Below are 14,751 nucleotides of genomic sequence, written 5' to 3'. Positions count from 1 at the left end.
CCGGCTTTGCAGTTCAAACTTCCCACTACCGCTACCGCTCCGTTTTGCCCTGCCGAAGTGCAGGGGTCCGTCGTCGTCACGCCCGGCGCACCGTTCTGGAAGCGCATCATGCAGTTCGCGGGCCCCGGCCTGCTCGTGTCGATCGGTTACATGGACCCGGGCAACTGGGCGACCGACATCGAGGCCGGCTCGCGTTACGGCTACAGCCTGTTGTTTGTGGTCGTGCTGTCGAGCGTCGCCGCGATGGTGCTGCAATGTCTGAGCATGCGTCTGGGCATTGCAACCGGCAGGGATCTGGCGCAACTGTCGCGCGACCGTTACTCGCCGGGCGTCGCGCGCGTGCAATGGCTGCTCGCAGAACTATCGATCGTCGCGTGCGACCTTGCCGAAGTGCTCGGCGGTGCGCTTGCGTTCCACCTGCTGTTCAAGATGTCGCTGACTTCCGGCGTGCTGCTCACTGCGCTCGATACGTTGATCGTGCTCGGCCTGCAGGGCAAGAACTTTCGCGACCTCGAAGCGATCATGCTGGCGCTGATTGCAACCATTGGTATCGGTTACATCATCGAGCTGGCGCTCGTCAAACCGGCCTGGTCCGCAGTTGCGCAAGGGCTCGTGCCGTCGCTCTCCGTGCTCAGCGGCCGTGAGCCGCTCTATCTGGCGATCGGCATTCTTGGCGCGACGGTGATGCCGCATAACCTGTATCTGCACTCGTCGGTGGTGCAGACGCGGGCGGTCAAGCGTAACTCGCAAGGCATCGGCTCGGCGATCAAGATGTCGCGCATCGATACGATCGCTTCGCTGATGCTGGCGCTGCTGATCAACGCGGCGATTCTGATTCTGGCCGGCGCGGCATTTCACGCCACCGGCCACAACCAGGTGACCGATATCGAAGACGCATACCGGCTGCTGGCACCCGTGGTCGGCACCGGGCTTGCCGCTGTGCTGTTTGCAATCACGCTGCTCGCATCGGGACAAAGCTCGACGTTCACCGGCACCGTGGCGGGGCAGGTGATCATGGAAGGCTTTCTGAAGCTGAGTATTCCGTGCTGGCAGCGGCGTCTGATCACGCGTGGGCTGGCGCTGATTCCGGCACTGATCGGCATTCAGCTGCTCGGCAACGGGGCAGTAGGCAAGCTGCTGGTGGCAAGCCAGGTGGTGCTGAGCCTGCAACTGCCGTTTGCTCTGTATCCGCTGATCCGCATGACCAGCGACCGCAAGCTGATGGGCGAATTCGCCAACAAGCTGGTGACGCGCGTGGCCGCGTGGGCGCTGTTCGTGGTGATCAGCGCCGCGAATATCTGGCTTGTCGTGCAGACGGTGACGGAGTGGGGCAGCTAGTACCGAAGCCGGTTTGCCTGACCCGGGCTGGCGGCAATGCCGTCAACCGGGAGGGCAACGAAAAATGGGCAGGCGAGTGTAAAACGCGGACTTCAGACGCGGACTTCAGGCGGCCAGCGGTGTCGGTTCCGCTCGCGCAGCTTCGATCACTTCAGCAGCTTCCTGAGCTTCACGGCTGTGCGCCTCAAGCTGCACCGCTTCGATTTCCTGCTTCGCCGCGGCCGCTTTCTTCGTCTTGCCGGCGCGCGACGGCGGCTGGCATGCGCCGCACACGACATTGTTCTGCAGGTCGTGACGATGCGCGACGAACTTGCCGCTACAACGGCAGCAACGCGTCAGTTGCAGGATGTCCGCGTCGAAGAAGCGCACCAGCGTCCATGCACGCGTCAAGTCGAGAACCGGTTCGCTCTGTGTGTGACGGCAGTGCTCCAGATACAGCCGGTAACCCTTGGTCAACGCATCGAGGTGCGAGCAGTGCGCCTCGTTCTTCAGAAACTGGTACGTGTTGTAGAACAGCGACGCATGAATGTTCGCCAGCCACGTCATGTACCAGTCTGCCGAAAACGGCAGCATGCCTTTCGGCGGCGATACGCCCTTTACCTCGCGATAAAGGCGAATCATCCGGTCGCGCGAAAGCGTCAGTTCGCTTTCCAGCACTTGCATGCGCGCGCCGAGTTCGATCAGCGCGATGGCGCGGAATACTTCCTGCGCGTCTTCGGTCAGGCTTTTCTTCTGCATCGCAGTTCTCTCAGTTAAGCAAACTGCTCGGCAGGCTGGCCTGCAAGCAGAATCGCCGCGTGCGTCGACGCGACTTCAGCGTGCTTGGCCGTCTGCGTCAACGCCGACAACATCGAGTGGTCGTTGAAGCGGAAGAAACATAAAAGCTGGTCGGAAGAGGCCAGCTTCACGATCTGCGCGAGAGACAGACCAGAAAGCAAGTCGGCCAATTCCGACGACAGGCCCAGACGGAACATGCCGACTGGCTTGTCCTCACGCAACATACGTTGCGCAAGCATGATGTACGACAGATTAATCTCGCGGATTGATTCCAGCGTCTCGCTGCTACGGTCCATTTTTTCGTTCCCGAAGCCCCGATTGTTTCGGCATTTCCTGCCTTATGGTCTTTGCCTCGTCCGGAGGTGGCTCCCCTCCGGCACAGCGGCCGCTCTGATACAACTGACGGCTCTTTGATACAAGGAGTTACATTTCGTAACAGCCTGGAGCGAATTGTATGAACAGGCCTGGAGGAATGCAATCCCTTTCTCAAAAAAATGTCGCTTAAATTCCACGCCATTCAGGTAACTTTTTCATGGCGCTGTAATAGTCGTTCGTAAAGCGCGAAAAGGCATTGGACGATTCCCGGAAAGTGTTGCTACATAAGGGTCCTGGAAAAGCAGGCGAGTACCGGAGTTGAGGCCTGGAATTAGTTGCGTCGGCAATTTTCTTTAAGAAAGGAAAAAGAAAGCATGTTCAATTTGCGGTAAAAAATGCGGGTAATCCCGTGGGCTTTCGGGTTGGGTGAATTTGTAACTGTTATGCGCAATGACTGTTACAAGAGGGGTGAGTTTGTAACGTGTAACAGCACATTTGCATGGTGTGCGCGCGTACGTGGCGCTTTGGAAGGCGCAGAGCCCTGCTTTTACAGATGTGGGATAGGCATCTTTTCGAAGCGTTTTAGCCGTTTCTGTCTAATTGGTTCGGTGGCTAGTCCTGCGGCTTGCCTGCCGCCTGCTGGGCGAATTCCCGCAGCGCGTCGGCGGTCTGTGCGTCGGCTGGGAAGAACGCTTCAATCGCGAGTTCGGACAGTGTGATGTCGACTGGCGTGCCGAACACGGTGGTCGTGCTGAAGAACGACAGCACGCCGAGCGTGGTCTTCAGGCGCAGCGGCACGGCGATCTGATTAAGCTCGGCGCTTTCGTCCTGCGCGGCGTGCCCGGCGCCGGCTGGCGGCGGATACGCGACAAGTTCTTCATAAAGCGCGGCAAGCGTCGCATCGCCGCTTACTTCTATTTGCCGCTGCAGGCGCGCGAGCAGATGCGCGCGCCAGCTGTGCCAGTTGACGATCGACGGTGCGATGCCGTCCGGATGCAGGCTCAGCCGCAACGCGTTGACCGGCGCCGCAAGCAGCGCGGGCTGCGCATCGGCAATCAGCGGGGTCAGCGCCCGATTCGCTGCGACGAGGGTCCAGTGCCGGTCGATCGCCAGCGCCGGGTAGGGCTCATGCCCTTTCAGCACCATCTCGACAGCCTCGCGCGCCGCGTTCAATTGCGGGTCCGACAGCGGCCGCTCGCGAAACAGCGGTGCGTAGCCCGCCGCGACCAGCAACGCGTTGCGCGCCCGCAGCGGCACCTCGAGCCGCTCCGCGAGATGCATCAGCATTTCTCGGCTCGGCAGCGCACGCCCCGATTCGACGAAGCTCAGATGCCGTGTCGAAATCTCGGCCTCGGCGGCGAGCAGCAGCTGGCTCATGCGGCGGCGCTGCCGCCATTCGCGCAACAGGTCGCCGACCGTGCGGCTCGACGCGGATGCACCCCGCTGCCCTTCGTGAGTGATCGAGATCGTATTCATGGTGTCGATGATAGCTAAAGCGTGCCGGGTTTCTATTACCTCGGAGGTCATGGCGCGCCGTGCGGCGGTATGGACAACTGATACGCGCGAATCCGGCGAGCCGTGCCTGATCCGCGGAATAGACCGGCTCGACCGCGTGTTCTATGTGCATCGGTTACTTCGGTACGCCGTTATTCCGGAGTGCGAGCGGCCTGATATTGAACTTGCATGCAACGCGCGAAATCCGGGCTCGCATGCCGAACCGGCCGCCGCAATTGCATTACCTCGCACGTAATCGACAGGCTGCTGCGCATCGCCGAATCTTCATTCCGGACACACCGCAAAACGCTGCTTCGCGAGTGTCGCCCGAGTTCAACCCAATGAAGGAGTTCGCGATGGACGCACATACCGCTTTGATCGACCGCTATTTCGATGCATGGAATGAAACCGATGCCGAGCGTCGCCGGCAATTGATTGCCGCGATTTGGGCAAACGATGCGGCGTACGTCGATCCGCTGTTATCCGGTGCCGGCCATGACGGTATCGACGCGATGATTCGCGCGGTACATGAGCGTTTTCCGCGCCATACGTTCCGGCGTACGACGGCGGTCGACAGCTTTTCGGATCGTCTGCGGTTCTCGTGGGAGCTGGCGACTCCGGAAGGCATTTCGATCGTCAAGGGTTCCGATTTTGGTGTGCTCGACGGAGCTGGCCGTTTGCAGAACGTGACCGGTTTTCTCGATAGCGCACCGGGCGCTGCGTAAGCGCGCTCCGCAACAACTGATAAGGAGAAGAGAAGATGTTGCACGAGTCCGATGTCGCACACACGGCCGCCAGATTTGCGCGTGCGTCGGGCGCGATCGACGCGCTGTGCGCCGCAATTGCCGGCTTCGCGCTGCTCGCAGGCGCTCGCGTGTTCATGTTTATCGCGCTGGTTGCCTGGCGCGAGCCGGTGCTGGGTGGCGCCGGGCTCGTGCTGCTCGCGGTGGTTGGCTGGATCCGGTGGTTTTGCACGCACGTGATGGCCGACAAGACAGGGCTGTTGTTGCGTCGTTTCAGATAACGAAGCGCGTCACGCGCAAGTTCTGGGCTGCTCGCGAATGCGCGACAGCACCGGAACGAATCTCGGCTAGTCCGAGTGATTTTTCTCCATCCTCCCCCTTATTCCTCCCACGTCTTTTCAATTCGCGCTCCCGAATTTGGCGCATCAGAGACTCGCGACGCACCATGTCAGAGCAGACAGGATGTCGTGTCTGCGTGAATAGCCGTTGTCACGGCGATCAAAGCGACGCTCTTCGATCATCCTGTTCTTGTGCAAGCGGCCTACGTGAGCATTTCACGCCTGAGGCAAATTGAAATTTAGCTTGTACGAAACTTTTTTTACGTTCTAAATTCGCCCCATCGAAACGCCTACCTGACAACGGTGAGCATCTCACCATGTCAGCGTAGAAGAGCGTAGCGAAGGGGTCGCACATCGGTTTTCCATCTAGCGAATAACCTTATAAGCGCCCTTGTCGATTCAATATTCTTAGCAATCCGATATTTAATCCTGACGAGAGTGAATCGAGAATGAAAAGAAGCTATCTGGGCGGTTCAGCGGCGGTCTTCATGTTTGCCGCGCTGCTGGCAAAGCCCGCATGTGCGGAAGTCACGTTGTACGGGATTCTGGATACCTCTGTCGGCTACGCGAACGCAGGCGGCAAGGGCACGCAGATCAGCGAGCAAAGCGGCGGCCTTTACGCGAGCCGTGTGGGGTTGCGAGGCAGCGAGAACCTGGGCGGCGGCTTGCGTGCAACCTTCAATCTGGAAAACGGCATTCTGACCAACACCGGCGCGTCGACGGATTCCACGCTCGCGTTTAGCCGCAGTGCGTGGGTGGGACTCGCAAGCGATTACGGCGAAGTTCGTTTCGGAAAGCAGAATTCCGTGCTGTTGCTGATGCACAGCAAGTTCGACGCGTTCAACGGCGGCACCTACGGTTCGCTCCTGCACAACACGTCGACGTTTTCGTTCCGCTACGACAACATGATCACGTACTGGTCGCCGAATATCGCGGGCTTTACGTTCTCGGCCGGCGTCAGTCTCGGCGGGCAGACCTCGCCGCACGACAGCATGAACGCGTACGTCGGTTCAGCCGAATATCAGCGCGGCCCGCTTTATCTCGGCGTGAGCCACGCGGAACAGAACGGTGCCAACGGCCAGAACAACACGAAGACGACCTTCGCCGGCGGCAGCTACCGGTTTGGCGACGTGACGGGGTACTTCGCGTTCTATCGCGGCAACAACCTCGGTTCGAATCTGACCACCAACGTGCAGGGAAAATATCACAGCGTGTACCAGCTATCGGCCGGCTACATGGCCACGCCGGCGCTGCGTCTCACTGCGGGTATCGGCTACGTGCAGGACAGCACTGCGCAGAACAACAACGCGGGCGAGCTGAGCGTCGGCGCGTTTTACAACCTCAGCAAGCGCACGCTGATCTACAGCACGGTCGCACGCCTCGTGAACCGTCATGGTGCAACGTACTCGCTGATGGGCAATGGCCCGTCGACGCCCAACACGCCGTTGCGCGGTGAAGGCACCACCGGCGCTCAAGTGGGCTTTGTGCAGTTTTTCTGACCGGGCGCGCTGCGATAACAGCAGCTTGAATGCTGCAGCGTACACATGAATTCCTTATGCCTGAGCAGCCTAAGATACGCACATTTTTTCGCGTGCAATTTTTTTATGGCTGTTCTAAGTTAACTCAACGCCTGCTTAGGTAATGTTCGTGAGCAGCTCACCAAGAGAAGGAGAGGTGTTGTGAAAGACTCAGCAGTCGCTCCGCCGGTGCAGTTGATCGATTGTTCCAACGAGGCCAAGCTGCTCAGCGAGCGCGCGTGTTCCGCGATCCGCCAGGACATCCTGTCGTGCGTGATCGAGCCCGCAGCGACCTTGACTGAAGCAGCGCTGATGGCGCGTTACGGCATCGGCAAGGCCACTTGCCGCGTCGCGCTGCAGCGCCTCGCACAAGAGGGTTTTCTGCGTGCGGTGCCGCGGCAAGGCTACGTGGTGCGGCCAATCACGCTGAAAGACGTCGAAGAAGTGTTCGCGCTGCGCCTGCAACTGGAGCCGCTTTCCGCGCGGCTTGCCGCAGGCAAGGCGGATATCGACCTGCTGCGGCGTCTCGAGCGTGCCTGCCGCAACGACGACGTGTCGCTGGGCATCAGCAGCCGTATCGGCCTTTTTATGGATGCTAACGCCGCCTTTCATATGGCCATCGCCGAAAGCTCGGGCAACAGCCGGCTCGTCAAGATGCTCGGTGGATTGCTGAACGAAATGGAGCGGCTCGTCGCATTGGGTTTCGGCGTGCAGAACACCAAGCCGGAGATCCGGCACGACCACACGAAGATGATCGAAGCCCTCGAAAGCGGCAATGGCCGCCGCGCGGAACAGATCGCTTACCGGCACGTCGCGACCTTTCGCGACATGACCATGGAGAAAGTCATGGCCAGTCTCAGGGATACGCATGCCGGCACGCCGATCGTGCCGCTACGGGGGGCGCGATGAATGCGTTGCCGATGCGCTCGGTTCCGGTGACGCCGACAGCGCGTCACGCGGTCGAGCTCACGCATGTGTCGAAGCATTACGGCAAGCTGCCGGTGCTCGAAGACATTTCACTCGCGGCGCCGGCTGGTTCGGTACTGGCGATCGTCGGGGCATCGGGCTGCGGCAAGAGCACGCTGCTCAACATTATCGCGGGCCTCGTGCAGGCGGACAGCGGCAGTGTGCAGATCGATGGGGTGGCGCAGAGCCCGGCACAGGACACGCGTGTCATCAGCTACATGTTTCAGGAAGACCGGCTGCTGCCGTGGCGGACCATCATCGCCAACGCGGAGTTCGGACTCGAGGCGGGTTCGTTGAGCGCGGAAACACGCCGTGAACGTGCTCTCGAGGCGCTGAAGATGACCGGCCTCGAAGGCTTCGAACATGCGTATCCGCACGAGCTTTCAGGCGGCATGCGCAGCCGTGTGGCCCTGGCGCGCAGCCTCGTCGTGAAACCTTACATCCTGCTGATGGACGAGCCGTTCTCGAAGCTCGACCCGCAGATGCGCTCGCAAATGCATCAGGAATTGCTGCGCATTCGCGAGCAACTGAAGATGACCGTCGTATTCGTTACGCACGACGTCGAAGAGGCGATCGTGCTGGCCGATCGCATCGTCGTGTTGCGGCCGCGGCCGGGCCGCGTGCGCGACGTGCTGCCGATCGACCTCGCGCGGCCGCGCGACCCGCTGGCGGCCGACGTCGCTGAAACCGTGCGCCGCGTGCGCGCTCTTATCTAAGGACTATGCGATGTCGTCTCTTCCCGCAGAGCGTTCCGCGTTGCCCCGCAAGGCCACACGATTAGGCGCAATGGTTCGGGTTGCCGGCCAGCGGCTGTCGCTGGTAGTGGTCTTTCTGGTGTTGTGGTGGCTCGCGGCGCAACGTGTGCCGGCGTTCATCCTGCCGGGTGTCGGCAAGACTTTCGATGCACTGCGCGAACTGATCGCGTCGGGCACCTTCGGCGAGGATCTCGGCATCACGCTTTACCGGGTGGTAGCGGGCTTCCTGCTGGCCGCGCTGATCGGCACGCCGCTGGGCATCCTGCTCGGTTCGAACCGCATGCTCGGCCATTTCTTCGAGCCGGTGCTGTCGGTGCTCAACACGGTTTCCGCTGCGATCTGGGCGATCTTCGCGCTGATCTGGTTCGGCATCTCGAACGGCACGACGATCTTCGTGGTGTTCATGGAAGCCATGCCGCTGATCCTGACCAACGTCTGGCAGGGCGCGCAAAGCGTGAACGCCGAATACGTCGAACTGGCACGCAGCTTTCAGATGTCGCGTGCCAAGGTCATGACGAAAATCTATCTGCCGACCGTGCTGCCGTACTTTTTCTCAGGCGCACGGCTGGCATTCGGTTTCGGCTGGCGGGTATCGCTGGTGGCCGAGACGATCGGTTCGTCGAACGGCGTCGGTTACCGCCTGCGCCAGGCAGCCGATCTGGTGCAGACCGACCAGGTATTTGCGTGGACGCTGACACTGGTCTTTCTGATGGTGCTGCTCGAATACGGCATTCTGAAGCCGCTCGAGAACCATCTGTTTCGCTGGAAAAAGCGCGTGAGCTGATCAGCGCTCATGCGGAAGTAAATGCAACCGAATCTATTCATAGATTCTATATATAGGAATCCGTATGGACAGTACGATGAAGGCCCTGATACTTGACGAGCATGGCGATGTCGACAAGCTGAGAGTCGGCACCAAGCCGATCCCCAAAGTCATCCCCGGCCACGTAGTGATTCGCGTGCGCGCGTCGTCGTTCAATTACCACGATGTGTTCACCGTACGCGGCATGCCTGGCATCAAGGTGCCGCTACCGGTGGTGATCGGGCTCGACATGGCGGGTGAGATCGCCGAAGTGGGCGACAACGTCGAAGGCTGGAAGGCAGGCGCCCGCGTGCTGGTGAATCCGCTCAACAAGAAGAAAGGCCTGATGGGCGAAATGCTCGACGGCGGGATGGCCGAGTACTGTCTGGTCTCAGCCGACCAGCTGATCGCGATGCCGGATGAAGTGACGTTCGAAGAAGCGGCGTCGCTGCCGGTCGCCTACGGTACCGCGCATCGGATGATCGTCACGCACAACACGATCAAGGCCGGCGACCGCGTCGTGATTCTCGGCGCGAGCGGTGGCGTAGGCACGGGCTGCGTGGTGCTGGCGAAGATGCTCGGCGCCGAAGTGGTGGCCGCCGCCGGCAGCGCGGACAAGGCAGAGCGGCTAAAGGCGCTGGGCGCGGACCACGTGATCAACTACAAGGAAGTCGATTTCTCGAAGTGGGTGATCGAAAAATACGGCAAGCCGCAACGCCGCAGCTATGAAGGCGGTGCCGACGTCGTGATCAATTTCACCGGCGGCGATACGTGGGTTCCGTCGCTGAAGTGCATCAAGCGCGGCGGCAGCCTGCTCGTGTGCGGCGCGACGGCCGGCCACGATCCTAAAGAAGACCTGCGCTACATCTGGAGTTTCGAACTTCAGGTGAAGGGCTCGAACAGCTTCTATGACGACAACCTGTCGGCACTGATGGAGCTGATCCGCACGAAGAAAATCTCGGTGCAGATCGACAAGGTGCTGCCGCTCGAACAGGCGGCAGAGGGGCTGCGCATGATTCGCGATCGCGAAGTGCTCGGCAAGATCGTCGTTACGCCTTGAGCCCGGAGACCGCTATGGCAGAAACAAAACAGCTTACCGCCGAAGAAGTGCAGGCACTGATTGCGCGCGGCCCTTATCACCAGTGGCTGGGTTTGCGTGTTGTGAGCGTCGGCGACGGAGAAATCGAAATCGCCGCGAAATGGCGCGAGGAATGGGTCGTCAATCCGGAGCGCCGCTATACGCACGGCGGCATTCTGGCCGCACTGGTCGATCTGACCGCCGATTGGGCGCTGGTTTCGAAGACCGGCCGAGGCGTGCCGACCATCGATCTGCGCGTCGACTATCACCGTGCCGCGATGCCCGGCGACCTGGTGGCGCGCGGCAAGGTCGTGAAATTCGGCAGTTCGATCTCGGTGGCGGAAGCGTCGATTTTCGATGAGGCCGGTGTGCTGCTCGCGAGCGGCCGCGGTGTCTATTCGACGGCGCCGCTTCCCGCACCGGCACCCAAGGCGTGACAGCCGTCATGACGCAAAGCGCGACTGTTGCTACGGGCCAGATGCTGGACCACGTCGTCGTCAATGCGATGTTCGAAACCGATGCCGCGGCGGCCTGTTTTGCGGCGCTCGGTTTTGCGCTGACGCCGCGCGGGTATCACTCGCTCGGCTCAGTCAATCACCTGATGATGTTCGGCGACCACTATCTGGAGCTGGTCGGCTTGCCGGTGGGCGCGACCACGGTGCGACGCGAGATCCTCGAAAGCCGGCTTGGCATCGATGGTCTCGTGTTTAGCAGCGGCGATGCGCAGGCGACGTACGCGAGGTTGCGGTTAGCTGGCATCGACGCCTCGGAGCCGCAGACGTTTTCGCGCCCGGTGCAGATAGACGGCAGCGAGCAGCTGGCGAGGTTTGCGACGACGCGTCTCACGCCTGGTGAATTGCCGGCCGGGCGGGTCTATTTTTGCGAGCATCTGACGCCGCAATGGGTGTTTCGCGACGAATGGACCCACCATCCGAACGGCGCACGAGCATTGACGGAATTGACGGTAGTCAGTGCGAACCCGCTGGCGGAAGCACAGCGCTATGCGCTGACCGCCGGGCAAGGCGAGGTCGTGCCGGCGCCGCATGGCAACAGTGCAACAACGGGTGCCACGCTACGCATGCACGGCTTCACCCTGTCGTTCGCAACGGAAGCCCAATACCGCGCCCACTACGGCCCGCTCGCATGCAACGCCGCCGACCGCGACAGCTACTTCGGCGCGCTCACCGTAGAAGTCGCCGACCTCGCGCCGATCCGCACACGCCTTGCCGCGCTCGCCACGCAGCAGGATTGCGCGATGACGGTTGCGGACACAACCAGCACGTCCGGCCAGCAGTCCGTTGCCGTGCTGCTGAATTCATTGAACACCTTGATCGAATTTATCGGAACTGTCGAACATGCACACTCGTGAGAATCTCGGCGACCTGATCGATGTGACGCGCGATCCGCACAAGCTCGCGCTGATCGCAATCGGGGACCGGGACGAAGCGGAGGAAGGCTGGCGCGACACGCGTATGACCTATGGCGAGCTCGACGCGCTCGCCGATGGTGTGGCGCGTGCGTTGTTGAGCCGCGACCTTGAAAAGGGCCAGCGGGTAGCGATTCTGGCCGCCAACTGCGCGGAATATGTTGCAGCGCTGCTCGGCATCATGCGTGCCGGACTGGTCGCGACGCCGGTCAACTTTCGCTTTCCGCCGGCGCTGTCGACCTTTGTGATCCGCGACAGCGGCGCGCAACTGGTGTTTTGCGATGCGGCCCGGCTAGCCGATTGCCCAGCGGATCTGCCGACTGTCGTTTTTGACGGCGATGGCGAAAATAGCTTCACGTCGTTCGTCGATCCGGGACCGTTTGAAACGGTGATGCCGGAATCCGGCACGCCTGCGATGTTTCTGTACACGTCCGGTTCGACCGGCAAGCCGAAGGGCGTGATGCTGTCGCACGAAAGCCACCTATGGGTTGCGCATACGCGTGCGGCCGCGCAACCGCCCGAGGCACACCGCTTTCTGGTCGCGGCGCCGATGTATCACATGAACGCATTGACGCTGGTACTGATGTCGCTCTACGGGCACGGCACGGTGGTGCTGCTGCCGCAGTTCAAGGCGCGCACCTATATCAGCGCAATCGAGCGCTACAACGTGACATGGCTCACGTCGGTGCCACCGATGATCGCGATGATGCTGCGCGAAAAAGATCTGCTGGCACGCACGAATCTGTCGTCGGTGCGCTTTATCCGTATGGGTTCTGCGCCGGTCGGCGAGAGTCTGCTCGAACAGATCGGCCAGGTGTTGCCGAACGCGAAAGTGACGAACGTGTACGGCACCACGGAAGGCGGCCCGATCGTATTCGGCCCACATCCGCAGGGAATCGAGCCGCCGCCTTTGTCGGTGGGCTATCCGCATCGCGAAGTGCAGGTGCAATTGCTCGACGCCTCCGACGATGGCAACGGTACCGCAACCGGCGTGCTCGCGGTAAAGAGCCCGGCGGTGATGCTCGGTTACCACAACCGCAAGGATCTGCCGGTGCCGATCACCGCCGACGGCTTCTACATCACGGGCGACGTGTTTCACCGCGACGAGCAGGGCTTTTACACCTTCGTCGGCCGCGCGGACGACATGTTCGTTTCCGGCGGCGAAAACATCTTCCCGGGCGAAGTGGAGCGCGTGCTCGAAACGAATCCGGATATCGCGCAGGCCTGCGTCGTGCCGGTCGACGACGACATCAAGGGCACCAAGCCGGTGGCGTTCGTGGTGCGCCGCTCGGGCGCCACGCTCACGGAGGAAGACGTCAAGCAGTATGCGCTTGCGCATGCGCCGGCCTACCAGCATCCGCGTCGGGTCTGGTTCGTCGATGCATTGCCGCTCGCGTCCACTAACAAGATCGACCGTGCGGTGCTGAAGAAGACCGCACAAAGCGAATTGCCGGCAACCGGCGCCGCGTGATGCATGCGCGTTGCGAACCGGCTTGGCCCAGCCCGGCCATCACCTATCCAGGAGTCCAGCATGAAAGAGAACTTTCGCGAGTTTCTTGAGCGGCTGCGTACCGCACAGGAACTGATCGACATTCGCCAGCCGGTCGATATCCGGCACGTCGGTACGCTTGTCGATCAAAGCGACAAGGCATTGCTGTTTCATAACGTGATCGGCTACGACATGCCGCTGCTGTCGGGCATTATCCGCACGCAGAAGCGCGCGATGATGTCGATGGGCTGCGAAAGCTACGGTGAAATCGAAAAGATGCTGGCACACGGCATCCAGAATCCGATTCCGCCGAAATACGTCGCGACGTCTGCGACAAAAGAAGTGATCTACAAGGGCGACGACGTCGATCTGTTCCGCCTGCCGATTCCGATGTCGTCGATCTACGACGGCGGCCCGATGATCACCGCCGGCATCGTGATTTCGCGCGATCCGGAATATGGCCTGAATAGCGGCATCTACCGCTTCATGGTGAAAGAAAAAGCGCTGACCGGCATCGACATCGTCACGCCGAACAATATGCGCATGTTCGCGCAGCGCGCGTATGAACTGGGACGGCCGCTGCCGATTTCGATTTCGATCGGCAATCACCCGGTGGAGATCATGGGCGCCGGCTACCGTGCACCGATCGGCGTCGACGAAATGGCGATCGCGGGCGGTATTCGCGGCGAACCAGTCGAACTCGCGCCTTGTGAAACGATCGACTTGCCGTATGTCGCGGATTCGGAAATCGTCATCGAAGCAGAAATTCTGCCGACCGGATGGACGCAACCAGAAGGGCGTTTCGGTGAATTTACTGCGTTGATGGGCGGCCTGCACTGGAACCCGAACGTGCGCATCAAGGCGATCCTGCACCGGCGCGATGCGATGTACTACTCGCTGCATATGCCGTGGGAAAACACCTGGCTTGCCGCGCCGACCCGCTATCAGGCGATTCGCAGCGCGCTGCGCACAGCCGGCGTGCAGGTGAAAGACATCAACGTAACGCTCGGCGGCCGCGCATTCTGGCACGCGGTGATTTCGATCAGGAAGCAGGCCGGCGAAGGCAAAAACGCGTTGCTGGCCGCGCTATCCGTAATGGATCTGAAGCACGTGGTGGTGGTCGACGACGATATCGACGTGTTCAACGGCGAGCAGGTCGAATGGGCAATCGCAACGCGTGTACAGGGTGACCGCGATCTGATCGTGATTCCCGGCGCACGCGCCAAACCGCTCGATCCGAGTCTGCCGGTGATGCCGCACGGGCGCGTGCCGACTGGCGCGAAGGTCGGTATCGACGCGACGATTTCCGAAGGCATTCCGCACGAACGTTATGAGCGCATCTCGTATGCGTACGCGGATACCGCAAAGATCGCGGACTACGTGGCCGGCAAGGCGGATGAAGTCGCGGTGTCCGGCGCGGGCGAGATCGAAGCCGCCGCGCGCGATGCGCTCGAACTGATCGGTGTCGAGCCGCTGTATTACACAGCGCTTGCCGAACGCCTCGCGAAGTACGATTTCCAGACGCTGGCGCGTGCGCTGGGCGTGCTGCACGAACGCGAGCAGCTGTGGAAAACCGCGGAAGGCAAACTGTGCGTACGCGGTTCGCGTTTCGACGCGGTACTGCCATCGACACGCTAGTCGTCAGGCCGCTCGTAGAGCGTTCCGAAATGCGCCGCGCACGCGCGGCGCTTTACTCAAGCAGAGACGAACCAA

General features: G+C 61.1%; 16 protein-coding genes. 13 read left to right on the top strand and 3 right to left on the bottom strand.

The window, feature by feature from the left end; all coding sequences use genetic code 11:
* Positions 1–6: 6 nt before the first annotated feature.
* The gene (locus ACYVNQ_RS16330) at positions 7–1,338 is read left to right on the top strand and encodes an Nramp family divalent metal transporter (RefSeq protein WP_460903533.1); all 1,332 of its coding nucleotides are present in this window, start codon (positions 7–9) and stop codon (positions 1,336–1,338) included.
* A gap of 105 nt (positions 1,339–1,443) precedes the next feature.
* Here ACYVNQ_RS16330 and flhC read toward each other — a convergent pair whose 3' ends face one another.
* The 3 genes from flhC to ACYVNQ_RS16315 form a co-directional block, all read right to left on the bottom strand.
* The gene (flhC, locus tag ACYVNQ_RS16325) at positions 1,444–2,076 is read right to left on the bottom strand and encodes a flagellar transcriptional regulator FlhC (protein ID WP_460903532.1); all 633 of its coding nucleotides are present in this window, start codon (positions 2,074–2,076) and stop codon (positions 1,444–1,446) included.
* 14 nt (positions 2,077–2,090) lie between these two features.
* Positions 2,091–2,411 carry a flagellar transcriptional regulator FlhD gene (flhD, locus tag ACYVNQ_RS16320; protein ID WP_460903531.1) on the bottom strand — a complete coding sequence of 107 codons (321 nt, stop codon included), beginning with the start codon at positions 2,409–2,411 and terminating at the stop codon, positions 2,091–2,093.
* Positions 2,412–3,042: 631 nt separating this feature from the next.
* Positions 3,043–3,906, bottom strand: a complete 864-nt coding sequence (locus ACYVNQ_RS16315) for a helix-turn-helix domain-containing protein (protein WP_460903530.1) — start codon at positions 3,904–3,906, stop codon at positions 3,043–3,045.
* Here ACYVNQ_RS16315 and ACYVNQ_RS16310 point away from each other — a divergent pair.
* From ACYVNQ_RS16310 to ACYVNQ_RS16255, 12 genes are all read left to right on the top strand, one after another.
* Positions 3,905–4,180, top strand: coding sequence for a hypothetical protein (locus ACYVNQ_RS16310; protein ID WP_460903529.1), 276 nt, complete (start codon positions 3,905–3,907; stop codon positions 4,178–4,180). The two genes, ACYVNQ_RS16315 and ACYVNQ_RS16310, sit on opposite strands and share 2 nt — an antisense overlap.
* A 100-nt stretch (positions 4,181–4,280) precedes the next feature.
* Positions 4,281–4,649: a nuclear transport factor 2 family protein gene (locus tag ACYVNQ_RS16305; protein ID WP_460903528.1), complete on the top strand. Its 369-nt coding sequence runs from the start codon at positions 4,281–4,283 to the stop codon at positions 4,647–4,649.
* Positions 4,650–4,687: 38 nt separating this feature from the next.
* Positions 4,688–4,948 (top strand): hypothetical protein, encoded by a 261-nt coding sequence (locus tag ACYVNQ_RS16300; RefSeq protein ID WP_460903611.1) that lies wholly within the window; start codon positions 4,688–4,690, stop codon positions 4,946–4,948.
* Between the two features lie 506 nt (positions 4,949–5,454).
* Entirely contained in the window at positions 5,455–6,504 is a 1,050-nt protein-coding gene (locus ACYVNQ_RS16295) for a porin (protein ID WP_460903527.1), read from the top strand.
* A 180-nt stretch (positions 6,505–6,684) separates the two neighbouring features.
* The gene (locus tag ACYVNQ_RS16290) at positions 6,685–7,431 is read left to right on the top strand and encodes a GntR family transcriptional regulator (RefSeq protein ID WP_460903526.1); all 747 of its coding nucleotides are present in this window, start codon (positions 6,685–6,687) and stop codon (positions 7,429–7,431) included.
* Positions 7,428–8,204, top strand: coding sequence for an ABC transporter ATP-binding protein (locus ACYVNQ_RS16285; RefSeq protein WP_460903525.1), 777 nt, complete (start codon positions 7,428–7,430; stop codon positions 8,202–8,204). Before ACYVNQ_RS16290 ends, ACYVNQ_RS16285 begins: the two co-directional genes overlap by 4 nt.
* 70 nt (positions 8,205–8,274) lie before the next feature.
* Positions 8,275–9,027 carry an ABC transporter permease gene (locus ACYVNQ_RS16280; protein ID WP_460903524.1) on the top strand — a complete coding sequence of 251 codons (753 nt, stop codon included), beginning with the start codon at positions 8,275–8,277 and terminating at the stop codon, positions 9,025–9,027.
* A gap of 76 nt (positions 9,028–9,103) precedes the next feature.
* Positions 9,104–10,105, top strand: coding sequence for a zinc-binding dehydrogenase (locus tag ACYVNQ_RS16275; protein WP_460903523.1), 1,002 nt, complete (start codon positions 9,104–9,106; stop codon positions 10,103–10,105).
* 14 nt (positions 10,106–10,119) lie between these two features.
* Positions 10,120–10,560 carry a PaaI family thioesterase gene (locus ACYVNQ_RS16270; RefSeq protein WP_460903522.1) on the top strand — a complete coding sequence of 147 codons (441 nt, stop codon included), beginning with the start codon at positions 10,120–10,122 and terminating at the stop codon, positions 10,558–10,560.
* Positions 10,561–10,568: 8 nt separating this feature from the next.
* Positions 10,569–11,492: a VOC family protein gene (locus tag ACYVNQ_RS16265; RefSeq protein ID WP_460903521.1), complete on the top strand. Its 924-nt coding sequence runs from the start codon at positions 10,569–10,571 to the stop codon at positions 11,490–11,492.
* Positions 11,479–13,020: a class I adenylate-forming enzyme family protein gene (locus ACYVNQ_RS16260; RefSeq protein WP_460903520.1), complete on the top strand. Its 1,542-nt coding sequence runs from the start codon at positions 11,479–11,481 to the stop codon at positions 13,018–13,020. The genes ACYVNQ_RS16265 and ACYVNQ_RS16260 overlap by 14 nt, the downstream gene beginning before the upstream one ends.
* A gap of 60 nt (positions 13,021–13,080) precedes the next feature.
* The gene (locus ACYVNQ_RS16255) at positions 13,081–14,676 is read left to right on the top strand and encodes a UbiD family decarboxylase (RefSeq protein WP_460903519.1); all 1,596 of its coding nucleotides are present in this window, start codon (positions 13,081–13,083) and stop codon (positions 14,674–14,676) included.
* Positions 14,677–14,751 lie beyond the last annotated feature (75 nt).

It is taken from the genome of Paraburkholderia jirisanensis (assembly GCF_054782355.1).
Note: the sequence above shows the minus strand (reverse complement) of the source record. Positions and strands in the feature narration are given on the sequence as shown.

Excerpts from the sequence above, each read along its gene's own strand:
- flhC (WP_460903532.1), bottom strand. The coding sequence starts at position 2,076 with ATGCAGAAGAAAAGCCTGACCGAAGACGCGCAGGAAGTATTCCGCGCC.
- flhD (WP_460903531.1), bottom strand. The coding sequence starts at position 2,411 with ATGGACCGTAGCAGCGAGACGCTGGAATCAATCCGCGAGATTAATCTG.
- ACYVNQ_RS16310 (WP_460903529.1), top strand. The coding sequence starts at position 3,905 with ATGGTGTCGATGATAGCTAAAGCGTGCCGGGTTTCTATTACCTCGGAG.
- ACYVNQ_RS16315 (WP_460903530.1), bottom strand. The coding sequence starts at position 3,906 with ATGAATACGATCTCGATCACTCACGAAGGGCAGCGGGGTGCATCCGCG.
- ACYVNQ_RS16305 (WP_460903528.1), top strand. The coding sequence starts at position 4,281 with ATGGACGCACATACCGCTTTGATCGACCGCTATTTCGATGCATGGAAT.
- ACYVNQ_RS16295 (WP_460903527.1), top strand. The coding sequence starts at position 5,455 with ATGAAAAGAAGCTATCTGGGCGGTTCAGCGGCGGTCTTCATGTTTGCC.
- ACYVNQ_RS16285 (WP_460903525.1), top strand. The coding sequence starts at position 7,428 with ATGAATGCGTTGCCGATGCGCTCGGTTCCGGTGACGCCGACAGCGCGT.
- ACYVNQ_RS16280 (WP_460903524.1), top strand. The coding sequence starts at position 8,275 with ATGGTTCGGGTTGCCGGCCAGCGGCTGTCGCTGGTAGTGGTCTTTCTG.
- ACYVNQ_RS16275 (WP_460903523.1), top strand. The coding sequence starts at position 9,104 with ATGAAGGCCCTGATACTTGACGAGCATGGCGATGTCGACAAGCTGAGA.
- ACYVNQ_RS16270 (WP_460903522.1), top strand. The coding sequence starts at position 10,120 with ATGGCAGAAACAAAACAGCTTACCGCCGAAGAAGTGCAGGCACTGATT.
- ACYVNQ_RS16265 (WP_460903521.1), top strand. The coding sequence starts at position 10,569 with ATGACGCAAAGCGCGACTGTTGCTACGGGCCAGATGCTGGACCACGTC.
- ACYVNQ_RS16260 (WP_460903520.1), top strand. The coding sequence starts at position 11,479 with ATGCACACTCGTGAGAATCTCGGCGACCTGATCGATGTGACGCGCGAT.
- ACYVNQ_RS16255 (WP_460903519.1), top strand. The coding sequence starts at position 13,081 with ATGAAAGAGAACTTTCGCGAGTTTCTTGAGCGGCTGCGTACCGCACAG.